This window comes from Bradyrhizobium sp. AUGA SZCCT0177 (genome assembly GCF_018130125.1).
Taxonomy (GTDB): Bacteria; Pseudomonadota; Alphaproteobacteria; order Rhizobiales; family Xanthobacteraceae; genus Bradyrhizobium.
The window spans coordinates 18,546-38,532 of sequence record NZ_JAFCMA010000052.1; the positions used below are offsets into that span (position 1 = coordinate 18,546).

Sequence of the window (19,987 nt, forward strand, 5' to 3'; positions counted from 1 at the left end):
TTGTTAGTCGCGGCTTGGCCGGCGCCGTGGTGTTATCGGCGGTCTGGCCCAAATGTAGCGTATCGAGTGTGCGTCATGCGTAACCTGATGATCTTTGCCGCCATTCTGGTCGGCCTCGGCGGCTTCATGGGACAGATCGCGGACAAGATCGCGCCGACGCTGGCATCCGCCAATGCCAAGCCACAGAAGGTAGAAGCGGCGACGGTCGCGCAAGCCAGCGGCCGCAGCCTCAGCATTCCCAGAGATGCCCGCGGCCATTTCCAGACCGATGGCCGGATCGACGGCCAGCGCGTCGACTTCATGGTCGACACCGGCGCTTCGCTGGTGGCGCTGAACGAGAAGTCCGCGGCGCGGTTCGGCCTGCGTCCCTCGCGCGGAGATTACAACGCGACCGTCACCACCGCCAACGGCACCATCAAGGCCGCGCGCTCGCGGATTGCCATGATTGACCTCGGCGGAATCGTGGTGCGCGACGTCGACGCCATGGTGCTGCCCGACGAAGCCCTTTCGGAAAATCTGCTTGGTCTGTCGTTCCTGTCGAAGCTGAAGCGCTTCGAGTACGCCAATGGCCGACTGGTGCTGGAGCAATAAAGCGTTTTCGAGCGAAGTGGATGCCGGTTCGCGTGAAGAAAACGCGTCAAAACAGGAATTTAGAGCTTCAGTTCTGATGCAATCAGAGCTGAAGCTCTAGGCAGTTCTGCCTTCAAATCCGCCGCAATTAATCGCCAAAAGCCGCTAATCCCGCCTTCCGCTGCAGCTAGGCTTTCGCTAAGCCTGCGGCGCTGCCCTTCTATGTCTCAAGAGGCCATCCCCCATGTTTCCGAAGCCGAAATCCATGCTGGTTCCGAATACCTATGCCTATGAATCCGAGCCGATGGTGAAGGCGACGGGTTTCCGCGAATATGACGCGCGCTGGCTGTTCGGCAAGGAAATCAACCTGATGGGCATTCAGGCGCTGGGCATGGGGCTCGGCGCGCTGATCGCGGAACGCGGCGTTAAACAGGAAATCGTCACCGGGCACGACTTTCGCGGCTATTCGGCCTCGATCAAATACGCGCTGATCTCGGGCCTGATGGCGGCGGGCTGCAAGGTGCACGATATCGGGCTCGCGGTGACGCCGATGGCCTATTTCGCGCAGTTCGACCTCGACGTGCCCTGCGTCGCCATGGTCACCGCGTCGCATAACGACAATGGCTGGACCGGCGTCAAGATGGGCGCCAACCGGCCGCTGACCTTCGGCCCCGATGAGATGACGCGGCTGAAGGAAATCGTGCTCAACGCCGATTTCAAAAACCAGGCCGGGGGCTCCTATCAATTCCACGAGAATTTTCCGGCGCGCTATATCGCCGATCTCACGGGGCGCCCGAAGCTGAAGCGCAAGCTGAAGGTCGTGGTCGCCTGCGGCAACGGCACCGCGGGCGCGTTCGCGCCGCAGGTGATGGAAGCGATCGGCTGCGAGGTGATCCCGCTCGATACCGAGCTTGATCACACCTTTCCGAAATACAATCCGAATCCCGAAGACATGGAGATGCTGCACGCGATCCGCGACGAAGTGCTGAAGCACAAGGCCGATGTCGGCCTCGGCTTCGACGGCGACGGCGACCGTTGCGGCGTGGTCGACAACACGGGTGAGGAGATCTTTGCCGACAAGGTCGGCGTGATGCTGGCGCGCGACATGTCGGCGATCCACAAGGATGCGTTGTTCGTGGTCGACGTGAAGTCGACCGGACTTTTCGTCACCGATCCCGTGCTGCAGAAGCAGGGCGCCAAAACCGAGTATTGGAAGACCGGCCATTCCTACATGAAGCGCCGCACCAACGAGCTTGGCGCGCTGGCAGGCTTCGAAAAGTCCGGGCATTTCTTCTTCAACAAGCCGTTTGGCCGCGGCTATGACGACGGCCTGGTTTCGGCGATCGCGATCTGCGAGATGCTCGACCGCGCCACCGGCAAGTCGATGGCGGATTTGAAGGACGCGCTGCCGAAAACCTGGTCGTCGCCGACGATGTCGCCGCATTGCGCCGACGAGACCAAGTACGGCGTCGTCGACGCCGTGGTGAAGCATTTCGAGGCGCTGCAGAACAAGGGCGAGAAGGTCGCGGGCCAAAAGATCCGCGATCTCGTCACCGTCAACGGCGTGCGTGTCACCGTCCAAGATGGCAGCTGGGGCCTGGTGCGGGCGTCTTCCAACAAGCCGGAGCTGGTGGTGGTGGTCGAGAGTCCCGTTGCCGAGCAGCGGATGCACGACATGTTCGAGGCCATGAATGTGGTGCTGCGCACCCATCCCGAAGTCGGCGAATACAATCAGAAGATTTGAGATTGAAGTGTCATTGCCGGGCTTGACCCGGCTATCCATCCTCTTCGCGAAAGTGTTCTCTGAGGATTGATGGATACGCGGGTCATAGGCGAGCGCAAGCGACGCCGTCCTTCAGACGGCTATGCCCGCGTATGACACTTGTGGCGCCTACGCGACGTGAAGCGAGCCGAGGAAGCTGTCGACCTCGGATTTCAGCCGGCCCGATTGCGACGACAGGCCATTCGCGGCGTCGAGCAACCGTGCCGTCCCGCGTCCGGCGTCATCGGAAGCCCGGCTGACGCTGAGGATGCTGTCGTTGACATCCCTTGTGCTATTCGCGGCCTGCTGCACGTTGCCGGCGATTTCGCGCGTCGCGGCGCCCTGCTGATCGACGGCGGCGGCGATTCCGCTTGAGATCTCGTCGATCTCGGCGATGGTGCCGCTGATCACCTGGATGGCGTTGACGGCCTCGCCGGTGGCGGCCTGGATGGCTTGAATCTGCGCGGAAATTTCCTCCGTCGCGTTCGCGGTCTGATTGGCCAGCGCCTTGACTTCGCTCGCCACCACCGCAAATCCCCTGCCATGTTCGCCGGCGCGGGCGGCTTCGATCGTGGCGTTCAGGGCCAGCAAATTGGTCTGGCTGGCGATGCTCTGGATCAGCGTCACCACTTCGCCGATCTTCTGGGTGCCGGCGGCAAGTCCCTCGACCACGGAGTTGGTGCGACGCGCCTCTTCGGCGGCCTTGTTGGCGATCTCGGCGGAGCGCGTCACCTGCTGGGCAATGCTGTTGATCGAAGCCGCGAGCTCTTCGGTTGCCGATGCCACCGTTTCCACGTTCGCCGAGGCCTGCGTCGATGCGGCCGCGACCGTTGCGGTCTGCCGCGAAGTTTCAGCGTTGCTTTCGCTCATCGAAGCCGACAGTCCCTGCATCTCGCTGGCTGCCACGGCGACGGCCTCGACGACGCCACTGATCCTGCGCTCGAAGCCGGCGGACAGTTCGCGCCTTGCCGCATCACGGTCGCGCTTGGCTTGTTCGGCCATGTTGCTGTCGGCAGTGGCGCGCGCTTCGGCAGCGCTTGCCCTATCGGCCTCCGCGGTCTTCCGTGCCGCCATTTCGAACAAATGGGTGACCGTGGTCGTGAGCCAGATCAACACGCCTGCCTCGATAAGGAGGATGACGGCGTGGAGAACGACGCGGCCAAAGTCGGAGCCGCCGGGATAGACCGCGGCCGGCAGCAGGAAATTCAGCGTCAGGTGGTGCAGCGCGACAGCCGCCGTACCGAGAACGATCGGCCGGTAGTCGCAATAGGCGACCAGACATGCCAATGCGGCGAAGAAGTACATGTGCATGTCGACCTGCCAGCGATGTCCCGCGAGCTGGAAGACAAACATGGCGACATCGGCCATCAACGCGACGGCAACGATCAGGCGGGTGGAAAGTCCGTTCCCCGACATGCGCCACGACAAGGTCGCGGCCAGCGCCATTGCGGCCATGAATGCGGCCGGTTCCAGCCAGTCGGCGTCGCGCGCCATACCGATGACGAGAGCGATCGGGACATGCAGCCAGAGCACCGCGAGCAATATCTTGCTGGCTGTTTCGCGCAGGATTACCAGGTCTTCGCTTTCGAAGGTCATTCCCAGCTCCCAAAATGTAGGTCGTGAAGTACGCGTCTATTTCGTGAAGCAGGCCGCGATCGCCTGCGGGTCCATGGTCAGCCAGGCGCCGGCTTTGCGCAGTTGTGTCAGCCCGTCATTGTCGTCCGGACGCACGATCAGAAGGGCCGGAACGGCGGTCGTCCTGACGATGGCGGCGTTGGCGGACGCGGTAGCAAGGAACGCTTGCTGGTCGCTCCACCATGGCGGGAAGGCCACCGCCACGACCTCGGCGCCGGTCCTGACCTGCAACGACAGTGCTGCTACTCCGATCCAGCTCGCGATCAGGAGCGCGGCAGCGTTCAGCCAGACAGGCCGTCGGGTCGTTGGAATGATTTCCCCCCGCTCCATCACAAAACAATATCGTGACGAAGCTAACGGCGCGTCAACCTTCAGCGTAAGGTAGCGTTAGGGGATGTCCGGCTGTTACGCCGCCGGCACCGGCAGGGCGGTGACCGACTTGATCTTCTCCATCGCAAAGCGCGAGGTCACATTCTTCAGCGGCACGGCGCTGATCAGCTTTTTGTAGAACACGTCATAGCTTGCCATGTCGGCGACCACCACGCGCAGCATGTAATCGACGTCGCCCGCCATCCGGTAGAATTCCATCACCTCGGGCATGGCGCTGACGGCGCTGGCGAAGGTCTTCAGCCAGGCCTCGGAATGGTCGGAACTCTCGACCGAGACGAACACGGAGATGCCGAGCCCGATCTTGTTCTGATCGACCAGGGCGACCCGGCGCAGGATCACCCCGTCGGCCTCTAACCGCTGGATGCGCTTCCAGCATGGCGTCGAGGACAGCCCGACCCGGTCACCGATCTCGGCTACCGACAGCGAGGCGTCCTCCTGCAGCACCGTCAGGATTTTGCGGTCAATGGCGTCAAGACGGCGATTGGCTTCGTGAAGCTGGACTGCGATGTCGGTCATGAGAAGAATGTTCCATGAATAAGGCTTTCATTCCTCATATATAGAAAATTCTTCTATAGCAAGCCCATCTTATTGGCCGGTCGAGGCCGGGCTGGTACTCTGGCCTTGGCTCAAAAGCTCTTCAACTTCAATACGTTGCGGAGCGGCGAAGGCACCGCCAAAGCGGGTGCATTTCAGGGCCGCGGCAGCCGAGGCGAACCGAAGCGCCTGCCGCAATTCCTGCCCCTCGGTGATCGCGAGCGCGAAGGCGCCGTGGAACACGTCGCCGGCGCCCAGGGTGTCCACCGTGTGGACCGGGAAGGCCGGGGTTTCCTGGATGGCCTGATTCTCGTCGAGCCAGATGGTGCCGCGCGCACCGCGGGTCCCCGCCAGGAACGACTTGGTCAGCTTTGCGATCTTCTTCAGTGCCTGGGCGTCGTCGGCGACATCAGCGGTCTCCTGCAGCGGCTCGCTCGAGAACACCAGATGCGAAGACGCGTTGAGCAACCCCTCCCGCAGCGACATCGCGCGGTCGACGTCGACGATCACAGGGATGCCGCGTCTTTGCGCCTCGGCGCACAGATCGGTGCAGAATTCCGCACAACGGCTCTCGGTGAGAATGGCGGCACAATCGTCCAGCAGCGTGTCGAAGTCGGGCAATTTCACATGCCACAGCTCTGGATCGCGGAAGGTCACGATCGTGCGCTCGCCGGAAGGATCGATCATGACAGCCGAGATCGGCGTCACCAGGCCGGGCATATGGATGAGATGTTTCGTCTCGATGCCCTCATGCGCCATCTGATCGAAGATGAAGCGACTCGATGTTTCCTTGGCATCGCCCATCGGCCCGCAGATCGAGGCGCGGCCACCGAGCCGCACGATGCCGATCGCGCCATTGAGCGCGTTGCCGCCGCAGATTTCGTCGAATGCGGTGGCGTTCTCCTTGGAGCCGCGCCCAGGAACACCTGGCGTGTGAAAGGTCAGGTCGCGCACCGGCATACCGATGCACAGGATGCGCGGCGGGGTTTTCGGCGCTTTATCGTGAAAGTTCATACCGGAATCCGTCATGCCGGTTCCGCCATGTGCCGGAACCCGGAAGAGAGTCCGGGGATAATGATTTGGTCCATGGGTGAGTTCCCGCTATGCGCTCGAATCGGTTCCCCCATGCACCCAGCGGCCGATCAAATGGTGAGCGATCGCGAACGGATGCGCGGCAAACATGCCGTCGGGGTGTGTGCGGCTGTGCATCAGGGCCACTTCGTCGCGAGTGAACCAGCGTGCATCCTCCAGTTCGGCCTTGTCGACCACGATTTCGTCCGAGGTTGCGCGCGCGGCGCATCCGATCATCAGCGACGACGGGTAGGGCCACGGCTGCGTCATGTAATAGGTCACGTCGGTGCAGTGAATCCCGGATTCCTCGAAAATCTCCCGCCGGACCGCGTCCTCGATGGTTTCGGCGGCCTCGACGAAGCCCGCCAGGCACGACCACATCCCCGGCAAAAACTGTTTCTGCCGTCCCAGCAGACATCTGTCGCCATGAGTGACCAGCATGATCACGACCGGATCGGTGCGCGGAAAATGCTCGACCTTGCAGTTCGGGCAGTCGCGCTTCCAGCCGCCCTCCTTCATCGCGGTGCGGGTGCCGCAATTGGCGCAATAGCCATGGCGCTGGTGCCAGGTCACCATCGATTTGGCCATCGCGATCGCCGAGAGCTGTTCGGTCGGCACCGCGCCCTGCATCACCATGCCGCGCAGTTCGGTGACCGCGACGTCGTCGCGCGTCAGCAGCTTTTCCACCGCCGCGGCCGCGATGCCCATTCCGAAAACAGGCGCACCGTCGCGCAGGCCCAAGAAGATCGTGCCCGGATTGGCGCCCAGTTTCACGGCCTCGTCGACGCTGAGCAGGACGCGCGATCCTCCGGCCTCCTGCCGCACCACCAGCGAGTCGCGGTAGATCACATAGGCGCCGGCGTCGCGGTGACTTTCCAGCGCGAACAATTTCTCGTCATTGCTGCGCAGATGCGCGGCGCGGTCGAGAATGTCGGTGACGAAAGCCGGCTTGCCGAGCGGAAACGAATCGAAAATTGACATGAATTCAACCTAGCCAAATCTTGCGGCGGAGTGCGCTGATGAAATTCTGGACTTCCTCGGCGTCATGCGCCAGTGGCGGCATCACGCCCCAGACCGGCCGCGGCCAGGCGGCGTCGCTGGTGCGGCGCGCGACGACGTGAACGTGGAGCTGCGGCACCAGATTGCCCAGTGCCGCGATATTGAGCTTGTCGCATTTGGTGATCTCTTTGAGGGCACGGGCGACGCGGGAAACTTCCGTCATCAACTGCGCCTGGGCTACCTCGTCGAGATCGATGATTTCCACCGCTCCCTCGCGGCGCGGCACCAACAGCAGCCACGGGTAATGCGCGTCCTTGATCACCAGCACCCGGCACAGCGGCAGGTCGCCGATGTCGATGGTGTCTTTCTTGAGCTGGGAGTGCAGCGACCAGGCGGCGTCGGACATACGTATTTCCCCGTCATGGCCGGGCTTGTCCCGGCCATCCCCGTCTTTCTGGTTGGGAACCGAGGAAGGCGTGGATACCCGGCACAGGGCCGGGCATGACGGCAAGTAAAGCCTTTCCGCGTTTCTGCACAAGTCCCGCAAACCCTGCTGACCCCGCTTGCTTTCCGGCCCTTTTGGCCCCAAATAAGGGCCGGGAGATTGGCGGTGGACGAGCCACTCGCCAACCGGGTCAGGTCCGGAAGGAAGCAGCCCTAACGAGGTCCGGATCGGGTCGCTCGTCAGTCTCCTACCTGTTTTTCGAGCGAATCGCGCTGAAAGCGGCGAGGCCGCCTTTGCCGCTTGATTCCTCTTTCGTTCCGCAAGCCGGCCTTGAGAGACAATCAATTGCGGATCGACCGATGAGTGATGCTGGCGCTCCCCAAGAAAAGCCTGAAGATCAAACAGATGGCGCCAATCAGGGCGGCTTCGCTCTCGGTGGCGCACCCGAGGCCGGAAAGCCCTATCGTGTGCTGGCGCGTAAATACCGCCCCTCCAGTTTCGACGATTTGATCGGCCAGGAGGCCATGGTCCGAACCGTTTCGAATGCGTTCGAAACGGGGCGAATCCCGCAGGCCTGGATTCTGACCGGGGTGCGCGGGGTCGGCAAAACCACCACGGCGCGGATTCTCGCCCGCGCGCTCAATTACGAAATGGCTGACGGCTCGGCGAAGGGGCCTGCGATCCAGATGCCTGTTCTCGGCGTGCATTGCCAGGCGATCATGGAAAGCCGGCACATGGACGTGCTGGAAATGGACGCCGCGTCGCATACCGGCGTCGACGATGTCCGCCAGATCAATGACAGCGTGCGCTATGCACCGGCCTCTGCGCGCTACAAGGTCTACATCATCGACGAAGTCCACATGCTGTCGACCGCCGCCTTCAACGCGTTCCTGAAAACGCTGGAGGAGCCGCCGGAGCACGCCAAATTCGTGTTCGCGACCACCGAAATCCGCAAAGTGCCGGTCACGGTGCTGTCGCGCTGCCAGCGTTTTGACCTCCGCCGGGTCGAGGCCGATGTGCTGATGGGGCATCTGTCAAACATCGCCGCGAAAGAGGGCGTCGAGGTCGAGCCCGAGGCGCTCGGCATCATTGCGCGCGCCGCCGAAGGCTCGGTGCGCGACTCGCTGTCGCTGTTCGACCAGGCGATCGCGCATGCCGCCGGCACCGTGCGCGCCGACGCGGTGCGGCAGATGCTCGGGCTCGCGGACCGCACGCGCGTGATCGATTTGTTTGAATCGCTGGCGCGCGGCGACATCGCCAGCGCCTTCAAGGAATTCCGCGAGCAATATGACGTCGGCGCCGATCCGGTGGTGGTGCTGTCTGACCTGGCCGAGTTCGTCAATTTCGTCACCCGCGTGAAAGTTGTGCCGGCCACCGCCGACAACGTCGCCTATGGCGAGACCGAACGCGTGCGTGCCCGCGATTTTGCGGCCAAATTGTCGATGCGGGTGCTGTCGCGGATGTGGCAGATGCTCCTGAAAGGCATCGCCGAGGTGCAGACCGCGACGCGGCCGGCCGCGGCCGCCGAAATGGTGCTGGTGCGCATCGCCTATGTCGCCGACATGCCGACGCCGGACGAAGCGATCAGGATGCTTGAACAAAATGGCGGTGGCTCGCCGGTCGTTTCGGCAAGTGCTGCGCCCTCGCGCGCGGCGCCGGCCTCGACCGTGTCCGCCATGTCGTCAGCGCCGATGCGCGCGCCCACGGCGCAAAGGTCCGGTGCCGAGGCGTCGGCGCGCCCGCAAATGGCCGCGCCCGCGCCTGAGGCGCAGTCCGCGCCCGCCTTGCGGATCACCAGCTTTACGCAGCTCGTCGCGCTGGCCGGCGAGAAGCGCGATCTGCTGATCAAGGCGGCGCTCGAGGCGGACATGCGGCTGGTGCGCCTGGAGGATGGGCGGCTGGAAGTCGCGCTCGAGCGCCACGCGGCGCGGGCGCTGGTCAGCGATCTCTCCCGCAAGCTGGAACTATGGACCGGCCGGCGCTGGACCGTGATCGTCTCCAACGAGACCGGCCAGCCGACGGTTCGTTCGCAGAACGAGCATGCGAAGAACGAACATGCGCGGGCCGCGGAAGCGGATCCGCGCGTGCAGGAAGTGCTGGCGCGGTTCCCGGGCGCCAAGGTCGTCGAGGTGCGCAAGCTTGCCGCCGAGCCGCCGGAAACCGATGCGATCGCCGAAGACCCGGCCGAGCGTTCGGACAGCGACGACGATTGATCGATATCTTGAGAAGACGCACCCAAGGAAAACTGCGAGGAAAACCCAATGGCTGATTTTCTCGGCATGATGAAGCAGGCGGCGCAGCTGCAATCCAAGATGCAGGCGATGCAGGAAGAACTCGGCAATGTCGAAGTCGAGGGCATTTCCGGCGGCGGCATGGTCGCCGTGCGGATGACCGCGAAGATGGAAGTGAAGGGTGTCAAGATCGATCCGTCGCTGATGAAGGCGGAAGACCGCGAGATCCTCGAAGACCTGCTGGTGACGGCGCATAACGACGCCCGGCGCAAGGCGGAAACCGCGATGCAGGAAAAGATGCAGGCGCTGACCGGCGGGCTCGGCCTGCCGCCAGGCCTTGGTCTTACTTAAATGCTCGGTCTCACCTGAAATGGCTACTGCGGTTGCCGGCCCTGAAATCGAACGTCTGATCCAGCTGTTGGCGCGGCTGCCGGGCCTTGGGCCACGTTCGGCGCGGCGCGCGGCGCTGCATCTGATCAAGAAGCGCGAAGCGCTGATGACGCCGCTCGCCGGCGCGCTGCAGGTGGCGATCGAAAAGATCCAGGTCTGCAAGACCTGCGGCAATATCGATACGCAAAATCCCTGCACGGTCTGTACCGATCCGCGGCGCGATCCCACCACCATCGTCGTGGTCGCCGACGTCGCGGATTTGTGGGCGCTGGAGCGCGCCAATGCGACCAACGGCCGCTATCACGTGCTGGGAGCCACGCTATCACCGCTCGACGGCGTCGGCCCGCAGGATCTCACCATCGACGCGCTGGTGGCGCGCGCACATGATTCGCAAGTCGGCGAGATCATCCTGGCGCTGAATGCAACGGTTGATGGTCAGACCACGGCGCATTACATCACCGATCTGCTGCAGGAAGCCAACGTCAAGGTGACACGGCTGGCCCATGGAGTTCCAGTCGGCGGCGAGCTTGATTATCTCGATGAAGGTACGCTATCCGCAGCGATGCGGCAGCGAACGCTGTTCTAACCAAAACAACGGAACTGACATGACGAAATCACGATTCGCCAAGCGCCTTTGTATTGCGGCTACCATGGCGGCGGCCTTGGCCGCGCCTTCCGCACGGGCGCAGCAGGCCGAGCCTGCGCCGAAGCCGGGCAAGCTGATCAATGCCGGCGACGTCCTGTCGGGGGAACTCAATGCGATGAAGGTTCGCGGCGGCAAGAAAGGCAAGCGCGTCGCCACCTATCAGCTGACCAGCGAGCCGCGCCGGCTGCCGCCGCCGAACGGGCTCTGCAATCTGGAGACCGGCCCCGAAACGTTCCAGCTCATCACCTCGAACGACGCGCAGGCCGCGCAACTGAAGAACTTCATCGGCAAGGAAATCTCGGTGAAGGTCGACGAAGTCGCCTGCGCGCAGGATGCCGGGCAGATGAGCGAAGCCGTGATCACCAAGTGGAGCGTCGTGACCAAGCATTGAGTTGTCACGACCGTTGTCACAAACGCCACTGTCATCGCCCGGCTTGACCGGGCGACCCAGGGCGCCGCGGCCTATCGGTTCAATTGTTGATGTCTCTGGAATACTGGGTCCCCGCCTTCGCGGGGACGACACCGAGGTTGTTGACGCAACGTTCAACGCCCTTGCAGCCTAAACCTTCACCGGCCCCAGTTCGTCGAAATGCCCGCGTCGCTGCAGCCACACCAGCAGGATCAGGCTCGGCACCGCGACCAGTACGGAGACCACGAAGAACAGCGGCCAGCCCGTCGCCGCGGCCACATAGCCCGAGCCAGAAGACAGATAGATGCGGCCGACTGACGCCAGCGCGGTGAGCAGCGCGTATTGCGTGGCGGTGTGCAGCGGGTTCTTGCACAGCGCAGATAGATAGGCGACGAAGATCACCGTGCCGATCGCGCCGGTGAACGCTTCCACCGAGACAGCGACGGTCAGCGCCCATTGCTGCGGCCCGACCAGCGCCAGCCAGGTAAAGGTGAGATTGGATACCGCCTGCAGCAGGCCGCCGATCCACAGGCAGGTTACCAGCGAGGTGCCGCGCGCGAGGAAACCGCCGGCGAAACCGCCGACCAGGGTCGCGGCCAGGCCGACGCCCTTGACGATGATGGCGTAGTCGTTGCGCGTAAAGCCGATGTCGATGATGAACGGCACTGTCATCGCGCCGGCGAAGGCGTCGGTGAACTTGAACAGCATCACGAACACCAGCACGACGATGGCATAGCGCTGGGTCAGGAACTCGCTGAAAGCGCCCATCGCGGCCTCGGCGATGCGGCTGACCGAAGGCTTTCCGCCTGCTGCGGCGTCAGCGATGCGGGACTGCTCCGGCTCCCGCGCGCACAGCACCGTGACGATGCCGATCAGCACCAGCGCCGCCATTGCCGCGAAACTCGCCATCCAGGCATCGAGCCGGCTCAGCCCGACATATTCGAAGCCAGTGACGAGAAACAGCGCACCGGCCGTGGACGCCACCATGCCGACGCGATAGGCCGCCACATAGGACGCCATACCGGCGGCCTGTTCGTTCTCCGCAAGGCTTTCGACCCTGTAAGCATCGACCACGATGTCCTGCGTTGCCGACGTCGTTGCGACCAGCAGGGCGCCGAGCGCCACGAAGAACGGCGAGCGCGCGGGATCGGTCAGCGCCAGTCCGAGGATCGCGGCCATCAGCAGCAGTTGGGTGAAGACCAGCCAGCCGCGCCGCCGCCCGAGCCAGCGCGTCAGCAGCGGAATGTTAAGGCCATCCACCAGCGGCGCCCACAGGAACTTGAGCGTGTAGGGCGTGCCGACCAGGGTGAACAGGCCGATGGTGCCGAGGCTGACCCCGTTCTCGCTGACCCAAACCAATAGCGTCGATCCCGACAGCGCCAGCGGCAGCCCGGATGAGAAGCCGAGCATCATCACGATCAGCACGCGCGGCTGCAGATAGACCGCCCACGCTTCGCGCCAGGAGGCGCGGGGTGGTGTTGCCGATGTCGAGGGGGCTTCAGGAGCGTTCATGATGAGGTGTTAGCAGATTCGGCTCTTCCCCTCTCCCCTTGTGGGAGAGGGTGGATCGAATGAGCGTAGCTCATTCGAGACGGGTGGGGGGTCTGTCTCCGCGGATAGAGACCCCTCATCCGGCGCTTCGCGCCACCTTCTCCCACAAGGGGAGAAGGGAAGATCTCACTCCCCCGCCTGCAGCTTGCGCTGCAACGGAAACAGCTCGGGTGCGCCTGTTTTGACGATGCGCGGGGCCTCGGGCGGCGGCTCGGACTTGCTGAAATCCAGCTCCTCGATCCGCCCCGCGCGCTTTTCGATCTTGTCGGCGGAAATCAGGATCTGGCGGACGTCCTCGTTCACATCGCCAAAATGCTTCTGCAACTTCACGACGCGGTCGCGCAGCCGGTTGAGATCGTCGCCGAGATTGAGAACTTCCGTGCGGATCTGGTCGGCGGCGTCGCGCATCCGCGCGTCTTTCAGGATCTGCTGCATCACCTGGATCGCCAGCATCAAGAGCGACGGGGACACCAGAACCACGCGGGCGCGGTAGGCCTTCTGGATCACGTCGTCGAACCCGTCGTGAATCTCCGCATAGACCGATTCCGACGGCACGAACATCAGCGCGGTGTCCTGAGTCTCGCCTGATATCAGGTATTTCTCGGCGATGTCGCTGACATGTTTCATCACGTCGGCGCGCAGCCGCTGGGTGGCGTGTTTCTTTTCCTCGTCGGTGCGCGCGTCGTGCAGCGCGGTCATCGCTTCCAGCGGAAATTTCGCATCGATGCAGAGCGGGCGCTGGTCGGGCAGGAACACCACGCAGTCCGGCCGCTTGCCGGTCGAGAGCGTATACTGGAACTCGTAGGCGCCCTTCGGCATGCCGTCCTGGACGATCGCTTCCATCCGCGCCTGGCCGAACGCACCGCGCGACTGCTTGTTGGCGAGCACGTCACGCAGCGTGGTGACCTGCGAGGTCAGATCGGTGAGATTTTTATGCGCATTGTCGATGATGCCGAGCCGCTCATGCAGCGCGCGCAAACTGTCCATGGTGTTGCGCGTGGTCGCTTCCATCGACTGGCCGACCCGGTGGGTCACCGAATCCAGCCGCTCATTGACGGCGCGGGCCATCTCGGCCTGGCGGCCGGCCAGCGCCTGTCCCATCGCGTCGACCCGCCCGGTGGATTCGCTCTGCGCCCGCAACATCTCGCTCAGGCGCTCTTCCAGCTCGTCAGCCCGGATCGCCTGCGCCATCGCGAGTTCCGCGCCGCGCCGGCCGGAGCGGGCAATCACGATGGCAATGGTCAGCAGCAGCACCAGCGCCAGCATGCCGAACCCGATCAGCGCGTCGCTGGTCCGAATCGGCAGGTCGCCGACCACAAAAAGAATCTCGTTCATGGCCTGCTTGTAGCCGATTCGCCGACTTGCACGAACGAAGAGGGAACATTTATGGTAAATGAAACCCTAATTTTAGTGGTTAACGCGGCCTTAAAAATCATGGTTAAGGCCGCCTTAACCGGTTCCGCCGCGCATTGACCCCGGCAAACCGGCAGCTTAAATCGCCCCATCATGGCATTAAGAGAAATCATCATCCTGCCGGACAAACAGTTGCGGCTCGTCTCCAAACCCGTAGAGAAGGTGACGGCGGAGATCCGCAAGCTCGCCGACGACATGTTCGAGACCATGTACGACGCGCCCGGCATTGGCCTCGCCGCGATCCAGGTCGCCCAGCCGCTGCGGTTGATCACCATGGATCTGGCCAAGAAGACCGAGGACGGCGAGACCAAGCCGCAGCCGCGGGTCTTCATCAATCCGGAAATCATCTCCTCGTCCGAGGAACTGTCGGTTTATGAGGAAGGCTGTCTGTCGATCCCCGAATATTACGAGGCGGTGGAGCGGCCGGCGCAGGTGCGCGTGCGCTTCACCGATCTGGACGGCAAGGTGCATGAGGAGGACGCCGACGGCCTGTTCGCGACCTGCATCCAGCACGAAATCGATCACCTCAACGGCGTGCTGTTCGTGGATTACCTGTCCAAGCTGAAGCGCGATCGTGTGCTGAAGAAGTTTACCAAAGCCGCGAAACGGGCGGCGGAGTAGGCCAGACTCTCTCTGCCGTCATGCCCGGCCCTGTGCCGGGCATCCACGTCTTTCTTACTTGCGGCGTCAAAGACGTGGATGGCCGGGACAAGCCCGGCCATGACTAGTAAACTAGAATCTCCGTAGGACATCCTTCGAACATGTCTCTCCGCTTGATCTTCATGGGCACGCCCGATTTCGCGGTGCCGACGCTGCTGGAGCTCGTGGCCCATGGCCATGAGATCGCGTGCGTCTATACCCGCGCGCCGAAGCCGGCCGGGCGTGGCATGAAGCTGCAACCGACGCCCGTCGAGCAGGAAGCGCGGCGGCTCGGCATATCCGTGTTGACGCCGACCACATTGAAGACGCCGGACGCGCTGGACGCGTTTCGCGCCCACAACGCCGATGCCGCCGTTGTCGTCGCCTATGGCATGATCCTGCCGCAGGCGATCCTGGATGCGCCTCCGCTCGGCTGTTTCAACCTGCACGGCTCGCTGCTGCCGCGCTGGCGCGGCGCTGCCCCGATCAATCGCGCCATCATGGCAGGCGACGCCGAGTCCGGCGTGATGGTGATGAAGATGGATGTCGGCCTCGATACCGGCGACGTCGCGATGGCCGAGCGCCTCACCATATCGGACACCATGACCGCAGCCGATTTGCACGACGCGCTGGCCCCGTTGGGCGCCGACCTGATGGTGCGCGCGATGGGCGGGCTGGAACGCGGCGGCCTGCAATTGCGCAAGCAAAGCGAGCAGGGCGTCACCTACGCGGCCAAGATCGAGAAAGCCGAGGCGCGGATCGACTGGAGCCGGCCGGCGCGTGAGGTGCTGCGGCATATTCACGGGCTGTCGCCGTTTCCCGGCGCCTGGTGCGAGGCCGCACTCGACGGTGAAGCGGCGCGTATCAAGATCCTGCGCTGCGAGCCGGCGAAAGGCGCAGGGGCGCCGGGTGACGTGCTCGACGAGCAGCTCACGATTGCCTGCGGCGACGGTGCGATCCGGATTCTGGAATTGCAGCGCGCCGGCAAGGCACCGATGAAAGCTCCGGATTTTCTGCGCGGCACGCCGCTCAAGCCGCCGGCGCGGCTCGGCTGATGCCCCGCTACAAGCTCATCATCGAATATGACGGCACGCCGTTTTCGGGCTGGCAGATCCAGGACAACGCCCCAACGGTGCAAGGCGCGCTGGAAACCGCGGTCAAGGCGATCTGCGGCGAGCAGGTTCGCGTCCACGGCGCGGGGCGCACGGATGCGGGCGTGCACGCGCTGGGCCAGGTTGCGCATTGCGATATCCAGAAACCGTTTCCGCCGGGTCGCTTGCGCGACGGGTTGAACGCGCACTTAAGGCCGCATCCGATCGGCGTGCTCAGCGCCGAGATCGTGGCCGACGATTTCGAGGCGCGATTTTCAGCCATGAAGCGGCATTACCGCTATCGCATCACCAACCATCGCGCCAACCTCGCACTCGATATCGGCCGCACCTGGCGGGTGCCGCGGCGTCTCGACACCGATGCGATGCACACCGCCGCGCAGCGGCTTCTTGGCAAGCATGACTTCACGACGTTCCGCGACACCGAGTGCCAGGCGAAATCGCCGGAGAAGACGCTCGACCAGCTCGATGTCGTCAGGGACGGCGATGCGGTTGCCATCGTGACCTCGGCGCGCTCGTTCCTGCACAGCCAGGTGCGCTCGATGGTGGGCTCATTGGTCTGGGTCGGCGAAGGCCGCTGGAGCGCCGACGATCTTGCCTCAGCCCTTGCCGCCCGCAACCGCGCCGCCTGCGGCCCCGTCGCGCCGCCGGACGGGCTATATCTGGTACGCGTGGATTATTGAGAACCCCAATCCCTACTGTGCATGGGGTTGTTTTCGCGATTTTTTCCCGACCGAAGCGGGGCGATCACGAAAAGTACCGATCCAGTATCCCGCGATACACCTTCGTCAGCTTTTCCAAATCCGACACCGGCGTGCGCTCGTCGACCTGGTGCATGGTCTGGCCGACCAGGCCGAATTCGATCACCGGGCAATAGCTCGAGATGAAGCGTGCATCGGACGTGCCGCCGGAGGTCGACAGTTCCGGCCTGCGTCCCGTCACCTCTTCGATCGCACTGACGGCGAGGTCGGTGAAGGCGCCGGGTTTTGTGACGAACACGTTGGAGTTCGACGGCTCCCATTTGATGTGCGCGCGGATGCGGTTGCCGCAGGCTTTCGCCAGCCGCTCATCGACCAGCGCCCGCAGCGTTTCCTGCGTGTGGTTGTCGTTGAAGCGGATGTTGAACTTCGCACGGGCCTGTCCGGGGATCACGTTGCTGGCGGTGTTACCGACATCGACGGACGTGAATTCGAGGTTGGAGGCCTGGAACTGGGCGCTGCCATGGTCGAGCGGCTCGTCGCTCAGCGCCACGATCAGCCGCGAAATATCCGGCACCGGGTTGGCCGCGCGATGCGGATAGGCGACGTGGCCCTGCACGCCATCGACGAACAGCGTGCCGGATTGCGAGCCGCGGCGGCCGACCTTGATGCAATCCCCTAGCACTTCGACATTGGAGGGCTCGCCGAGCACGCAATGGTCGAATTTCTCGCCCCGCTCGGCGCACCACTTCAGCAGCTTGATGGTGCCGTTGACGGAAACGTCTTCCTCGTCGCCGGTGATCAGGAACGAGATCGACCCCTTTGGCTTGCCGTCATTGTCAGCGAGATATTGCAGCACCGCCGCGACGCTGCAGGCGATGCCGCCCTTCATGTCGACCGCGCCGCGGCCGTAGAGAAGGCCGTCCTTGATGTCGCCCGAGAAAGCGCCATGGCTCCATGCGCCTTCATCGCCGGCCGGCACCACGTCTGTATGCCCCGCGAAGGTGATGTGCGGCGCAGCGTTGCCGATGCGGGCATAGAGATTGTCGATGTCTGATGTGCCGGGCTCGCCGAATGTAACGCGATGCACCTCGAAGCCGGCGGCCTTCAGGAGGTTTTCGAGAACACCGAGCGCGCCGGCATCGGCCGGGGTGACGGAAGGGCAGCGGACGAGGTCGCGGGTAATGGAAACAGCATCATTCATACCCCGGCTTAACATGCCAAACCGGCGGCGGGCCAGCCTTGTGGGGCACCATTTCGATCTCGCTTTGCTGGTCCCATGCGGGCCGCGTATCGACCGGCGCCAGCGCGTCGGCGCCGAACCGGTTGGGCCCTCGCGAGCCCTTGAGGAAGAACAGCTCGATAATTCCCCAGACCCACAAAACGAGAATGCAGATGGCCAACAACAAACCGAATACGTCGGGAAGCCAGTCGGTGAGCTGGTCGAAGGGACGGGAAAAGACCAGGAGCGTGGCTATCCACCAGCCGCTTCTCCCGCGATCGTGCAAGCGCTTGACCGAGGTGGCGAAAAAGACCCACAGCAGCAGGACCGAGCCGGCGGCCTGGAAAAACAGGACTGGCGCGTTGACCCATGACAGCGATCGATAAGAAGCGGAGCCGAATAGCTTGAGGATTTCCTCGATGCCGAGGCTGAAATTGAAAGGCCCGGTCCCACCAAGGAGGAGGACGACGCCTATCGTCAGGATGGCAAGGAATATCATCCAGCAAATGCTGATCAGCAGCGCCTGCCAATATCTGGCGCGGTTGAGGCGACCCTCAAATCTGAACAGGTACCAGGCGTAGTCCATGCGCGTAACTCCGGGCTACCAGCCAGGTATTAACCACGTGCGACCGGGCCAGCACGCTGCAGGAGAAAATCCGGAACGCCGAACGACTGCGCGTGCGAAACAACAGGAGATTTGGGAGGGCTGCGCGTCGGATCGGTTCCGAACCGGTTGCGGCCATCGGTTCCGATCAGGAAAAACAGCTCGATGACAATCCAGGTTTGCAGAACCGAGAGGGCCACAGCACCCATCACGAGCAGCATCTCCCGCGCGCCGGAAACATCAACGCCGAAATAGAGCCCGAAGAAGAGAGCATAATAAACGTAGGAGAGAGGGTTAACGATCAGCACCGCAATCGCCCACCAGCCGCTTCGGTCGCGGTCGTGAAGCCGCTTGGCCGTCGTGGCGGCGTTGATCCAGAGCATCGCGATGACGGCGCCGGCCTGCAAAACCTCCCATTGCCCTAACGGGTATTTGAGCCAAAGCACCAGCCAGCAAGTCAGGAGGGCGAGCTGGACCGCTAGGTATCTGGCGCGGTTGATGCGGCCATTGAAACTGAACAGAAAACGGGCGTAGTCCATCGCATCCTCCGGACGGCGGAAAAACCCCGCGGTTCCGGAATATTGGTCGCGTCAGACGGCCGCGGGGTTCGAGCTTTGGGCTCGAAATCAGTCCCGCAGCAGCTCGTTGATGCTGGTCTTGGCGCGGGTGCGCTCGTCGACGCGCTTGACGATCACCGCGCAGGCAGTGGACGGGCCGGGCTGGCCGTTCTTCAAGGGGCGCGCCGGCAGGTTGCCGGGCACCACAACGGCATATTCCGGAACTTCGCCGATGAAGGTCTCGCCGGTGTCGCGGTCGACGATCTTGGTGGAGGCGCCGAGGAACACGCCCATCGAGAGCACCGCGCCCTTGCGCACGATCACGCCTTCGGCGACTTCCGAGCGCGCGCCGATGAAGCAATCGTCCTCGATGATCACGGGCTCGGCCTGCAGCGGTTCCAGCACGCCGCCGATACCGACGCCGCCGGAAATGTGCACGCGCTTGCCGATCTGCGCGCAGGAGCCGACCGTGGACCAGGTGTCGATCATGGTGGCCTCATCGACATAGGCGCCGAGATTGACGAAGGACGGCATCAGCACGACGTTGCGGGCGATGAAGGCCGAGCGGCGCACGATCGCGCCGGGCACCGCGCGGAAGCCGGCGTCGCGAAAACGGTTCTCGCCCCAGCCATCGAACTTCGACGGCACCTTGTCCCACCACGTCGCCTTGCCGGGGCCGCCCGGGATCGCACCCATGTCGTTGAGGCGGAACGACAGCAGCACCGCCTTCTTCAGCCACTGATTGACTTTCCACTTGCCGTCGGCCGCGCGCTCGGCGACGCGCACTTCGCCCTTGTCGAGCAGTTCGAGCGAATGATCGACGGCTTCGCGAACTTCACCCCTGGTCGACGTCGAGATGCCGTCGCGGGCATCGAACGCGGTGTTGACGGTGGATTCCAGCGCGGACAGGGACATCGGGATTTCCTCGGGATATCGGGCCAGTTGTGACGTGAATTGGGAGGCTTTTTCGGGATTTGGCGGGAGAGAGTCAAGGCTTGCGCTCCCGTCGTCCCGGCGAACGCCGGGATCTACCGTGTTAGCTGTCAAGAGGCGTTAGCGCCTTTCCAAGGCTGTCCGGACCTGATTACGGCATTGGCGAAGACGACAAGGCG

At 63.5% G+C, this 19,987-nt stretch carries 21 protein-coding genes and 1 other RNA gene; 10 read left to right on the plus strand and 12 right to left on the minus strand.

Going from position 1 to position 19,987, the window contains the following annotated elements; all coding sequences use genetic code 11:
- Window positions 1-75 precede the first annotated feature (75 nt).
- Window positions 76-591, plus strand: coding sequence for a TIGR02281 family clan AA aspartic protease (locus JQ597_RS35490; protein ID WP_212270042.1), 516 nt, complete (start codon window positions 76-78; stop codon window positions 589-591).
- Between the two features lie 223 nt (window positions 592-814).
- A complete protein-coding gene (locus JQ597_RS35495; protein ID WP_212270043.1) occupies window positions 815-2,314 on the plus strand; it encodes a phosphomannomutase/phosphoglucomutase in 1,500 nt (499 codons plus the stop codon).
- Between the two features lie 147 nt (window positions 2,315-2,461).
- On the opposite strand, the gene JQ597_RS35500 is transcribed toward JQ597_RS35495, so the two are convergent.
- The 6 genes from JQ597_RS35500 to JQ597_RS35525 all read right to left on the minus strand — a co-directional run bounded on the left by JQ597_RS35500 (window position 2,462) and on the right by JQ597_RS35525 (window position 7,367).
- Window positions 2,462-3,928 (minus strand): methyl-accepting chemotaxis protein, encoded by a 1,467-nt coding sequence (locus JQ597_RS35500; protein WP_212270044.1) that lies wholly within the window; start codon window positions 3,926-3,928, stop codon window positions 2,462-2,464.
- A 36-nt stretch (window positions 3,929-3,964) separates the two neighbouring features.
- On the minus strand, window positions 3,965-4,297 hold the full coding sequence (locus tag JQ597_RS35505; RefSeq protein WP_212270045.1) for a hypothetical protein: 333 nt from the start codon (window positions 4,295-4,297) through the stop codon (window positions 3,965-3,967).
- A 75-nt stretch (window positions 4,298-4,372) separates the two neighbouring features.
- Window positions 4,373-4,873, minus strand: a complete 501-nt coding sequence (locus JQ597_RS35510; protein ID WP_192739183.1) for an Lrp/AsnC family transcriptional regulator — start codon at window positions 4,871-4,873, stop codon at window positions 4,373-4,375.
- Window positions 4,874-4,942: 69 nt separating this feature from the next.
- Entirely contained in the window at window positions 4,943-5,905 is a 963-nt protein-coding gene (locus tag JQ597_RS35515) for a sugar kinase (RefSeq protein ID WP_212270046.1), read from the minus strand.
- Between the two features lie 87 nt (window positions 5,906-5,992).
- Window positions 5,993-6,943: an NAD(+) diphosphatase gene (gene nudC / locus JQ597_RS35520; protein WP_212270047.1), complete on the minus strand. Its 951-nt coding sequence runs from the start codon at window positions 6,941-6,943 to the stop codon at window positions 5,993-5,995.
- Between the two features lie 4 nt (window positions 6,944-6,947).
- The gene (locus tag JQ597_RS35525) at window positions 6,948-7,367 is read right to left on the minus strand and encodes an HIT domain-containing protein (protein ID WP_212036469.1); all 420 of its coding nucleotides are present in this window, start codon (window positions 7,365-7,367) and stop codon (window positions 6,948-6,950) included.
- Window positions 7,368-7,560: 193 nt separating this feature from the next.
- Between JQ597_RS35525 and ffs the strand changes: the two genes are divergently transcribed.
- From ffs to JQ597_RS35550, 5 genes are all read left to right on the plus strand, one after another.
- Window positions 7,561-7,657, plus strand: an RNA gene (gene ffs, locus JQ597_RS35530) — signal recognition particle sRNA small type.
- A gap of 108 nt (window positions 7,658-7,765) precedes the next feature.
- Entirely contained in the window at window positions 7,766-9,619 is a 1,854-nt protein-coding gene (locus JQ597_RS35535) for a DNA polymerase III subunit gamma/tau (RefSeq protein WP_212270048.1), read from the plus strand.
- 48 nt (window positions 9,620-9,667) lie between these two features.
- Window positions 9,668-9,988: a YbaB/EbfC family nucleoid-associated protein gene (locus JQ597_RS35540; protein ID WP_192739178.1), complete on the plus strand. Its 321-nt coding sequence runs from the start codon at window positions 9,668-9,670 to the stop codon at window positions 9,986-9,988.
- 19 nt (window positions 9,989-10,007) lie between these two features.
- Window positions 10,008-10,613, plus strand: a complete 606-nt coding sequence (gene recR, locus JQ597_RS35545) for a recombination mediator RecR (protein ID WP_212270049.1) — start codon at window positions 10,008-10,010, stop codon at window positions 10,611-10,613.
- A 19-nt stretch (window positions 10,614-10,632) separates the two neighbouring features.
- Complete coding sequence (locus JQ597_RS35550; protein WP_212270050.1) at window positions 10,633-11,064, plus strand: hypothetical protein; 432 nt, start codon at window positions 10,633-10,635, stop codon at window positions 11,062-11,064.
- Window positions 11,065-11,232: 168 nt separating this feature from the next.
- On the opposite strand, the gene JQ597_RS35555 is transcribed toward JQ597_RS35550, so the two are convergent.
- Together JQ597_RS35555 and JQ597_RS35560 are read right to left on the minus strand one after the other, a co-directional pair.
- Entirely contained in the window at window positions 11,233-12,594 is a 1,362-nt protein-coding gene (locus JQ597_RS35555) for an AmpG family muropeptide MFS transporter (protein WP_212270051.1), read from the minus strand.
- 165 nt (window positions 12,595-12,759) lie between these two features.
- On the minus strand, window positions 12,760-13,968 hold the full coding sequence (locus JQ597_RS35560) for a DNA recombination protein RmuC (protein WP_212270052.1): 1,209 nt from the start codon (window positions 13,966-13,968) through the stop codon (window positions 12,760-12,762).
- Window positions 13,969-14,139: 171 nt separating this feature from the next.
- On the opposite strand from JQ597_RS35560, the gene def reads away from it, so the two are divergent.
- From def to truA, 3 genes are all read left to right on the plus strand, one after another.
- Window positions 14,140-14,667 carry a peptide deformylase gene (gene def, locus JQ597_RS35565; protein ID WP_212270053.1) on the plus strand — a complete coding sequence of 176 codons (528 nt, stop codon included), beginning with the start codon at window positions 14,140-14,142 and terminating at the stop codon, window positions 14,665-14,667.
- A gap of 140 nt (window positions 14,668-14,807) precedes the next feature.
- Window positions 14,808-15,740 carry a methionyl-tRNA formyltransferase gene (gene fmt / locus JQ597_RS35570; RefSeq protein ID WP_212270054.1) on the plus strand — a complete coding sequence of 311 codons (933 nt, stop codon included), beginning with the start codon at window positions 14,808-14,810 and terminating at the stop codon, window positions 15,738-15,740.
- Entirely contained in the window at window positions 15,740-16,477 is a 738-nt protein-coding gene (gene truA, locus JQ597_RS35575) for a tRNA pseudouridine(38-40) synthase TruA (protein ID WP_211999585.1), read from the plus strand. The genes fmt and truA overlap by 1 nt, the downstream gene beginning before the upstream one ends.
- A gap of 64 nt (window positions 16,478-16,541) precedes the next feature.
- Here the strand turns inward: truA and dapE are convergent, their stop codons facing one another.
- From dapE to dapD, 4 genes are all read right to left on the minus strand, one after another.
- Entirely contained in the window at window positions 16,542-17,696 is a 1,155-nt protein-coding gene (gene dapE, locus JQ597_RS35580; RefSeq protein WP_212270055.1) for a succinyl-diaminopimelate desuccinylase, read from the minus strand.
- Window positions 17,689-18,300, minus strand: a complete 612-nt coding sequence (locus JQ597_RS35585) for a DUF805 domain-containing protein (RefSeq protein WP_212270056.1) — start codon at window positions 18,298-18,300, stop codon at window positions 17,689-17,691. Before JQ597_RS35585 ends, dapE begins: the two co-directional genes overlap by 8 nt.
- A gap of 29 nt (window positions 18,301-18,329) precedes the next feature.
- Window positions 18,330-18,857 carry a DUF805 domain-containing protein gene (locus JQ597_RS35590; protein WP_212270057.1) on the minus strand — a complete coding sequence of 176 codons (528 nt, stop codon included), beginning with the start codon at window positions 18,855-18,857 and terminating at the stop codon, window positions 18,330-18,332.
- Between the two features lie 87 nt (window positions 18,858-18,944).
- Window positions 18,945-19,790, minus strand: a complete 846-nt coding sequence (gene dapD, locus JQ597_RS35595) for a 2,3,4,5-tetrahydropyridine-2,6-dicarboxylate N-succinyltransferase (RefSeq protein ID WP_212270058.1) — start codon at window positions 19,788-19,790, stop codon at window positions 18,945-18,947.
- Window positions 19,791-19,987: the final 197 nt, after the last annotated feature.

Bases quoted from the DNA above. Each gene is read 5' to 3' on its own strand.
- JQ597_RS35540 (WP_192739178.1), top strand. From the start codon at position 9,668: ATGGCTGATTTTCTCGGCATGATGAAGCAGGCGGCGCAGCTGCAATCC.
- JQ597_RS35590 (WP_212270057.1), bottom strand. From the start codon at position 18,857: ATGGACTACGCCCGTTTTCTGTTCAGTTTCAATGGCCGCATCAACCGC.
- JQ597_RS35555 (WP_212270051.1), bottom strand. From the start codon at position 12,594: ATGAACGCTCCTGAAGCCCCCTCGACATCGGCAACACCACCCCGCGCC.
- JQ597_RS35550 (WP_212270050.1), top strand. From the start codon at position 10,633: ATGACGAAATCACGATTCGCCAAGCGCCTTTGTATTGCGGCTACCATG.
- JQ597_RS35490 (WP_212270042.1), top strand. From the start codon at position 76: ATGCGTAACCTGATGATCTTTGCCGCCATTCTGGTCGGCCTCGGCGGC.
- JQ597_RS35505 (WP_212270045.1), bottom strand. From the start codon at position 4,297: ATGGAGCGGGGGGAAATCATTCCAACGACCCGACGGCCTGTCTGGCTG.
- JQ597_RS35525 (WP_212036469.1), bottom strand. From the start codon at position 7,367: ATGTCCGACGCCGCCTGGTCGCTGCACTCCCAGCTCAAGAAAGACACC.
- JQ597_RS35495 (WP_212270043.1), top strand. From the start codon at position 815: ATGTTTCCGAAGCCGAAATCCATGCTGGTTCCGAATACCTATGCCTAT.
- JQ597_RS35585 (WP_212270056.1), bottom strand. From the start codon at position 18,300: ATGGACTACGCCTGGTACCTGTTCAGATTTGAGGGTCGCCTCAACCGC.
- JQ597_RS35535 (WP_212270048.1), top strand. From the start codon at position 7,766: ATGAGTGATGCTGGCGCTCCCCAAGAAAAGCCTGAAGATCAAACAGAT.
- JQ597_RS35515 (WP_212270046.1), bottom strand. From the start codon at position 5,905: ATGAACTTTCACGATAAAGCGCCGAAAACCCCGCCGCGCATCCTGTGC.
- JQ597_RS35500 (WP_212270044.1), bottom strand. From the start codon at position 3,928: ATGACCTTCGAAAGCGAAGACCTGGTAATCCTGCGCGAAACAGCCAGC.
- def (WP_212270053.1), top strand. From the start codon at position 14,140: ATGGCATTAAGAGAAATCATCATCCTGCCGGACAAACAGTTGCGGCTC.
- JQ597_RS35560 (WP_212270052.1), bottom strand. From the start codon at position 13,968: ATGAACGAGATTCTTTTTGTGGTCGGCGACCTGCCGATTCGGACCAGC.
- dapD (WP_212270058.1), bottom strand. From the start codon at position 19,790: ATGTCCCTGTCCGCGCTGGAATCCACCGTCAACACCGCGTTCGATGCC.
- JQ597_RS35510 (WP_192739183.1), bottom strand. From the start codon at position 4,873: ATGACCGACATCGCAGTCCAGCTTCACGAAGCCAATCGCCGTCTTGAC.
- recR (WP_212270049.1), top strand. From the start codon at position 10,008: ATGGCTACTGCGGTTGCCGGCCCTGAAATCGAACGTCTGATCCAGCTG.
- dapE (WP_212270055.1), bottom strand. From the start codon at position 17,696: ATGAATGATGCTGTTTCCATTACCCGCGACCTCGTCCGCTGCCCTTCC.
- fmt (WP_212270054.1), top strand. From the start codon at position 14,808: ATGTCTCTCCGCTTGATCTTCATGGGCACGCCCGATTTCGCGGTGCCG.
- nudC (WP_212270047.1), bottom strand. From the start codon at position 6,943: ATGTCAATTTTCGATTCGTTTCCGCTCGGCAAGCCGGCTTTCGTCACC.
- truA (WP_211999585.1), top strand. From the start codon at position 15,740: ATGCCCCGCTACAAGCTCATCATCGAATATGACGGCACGCCGTTTTCG.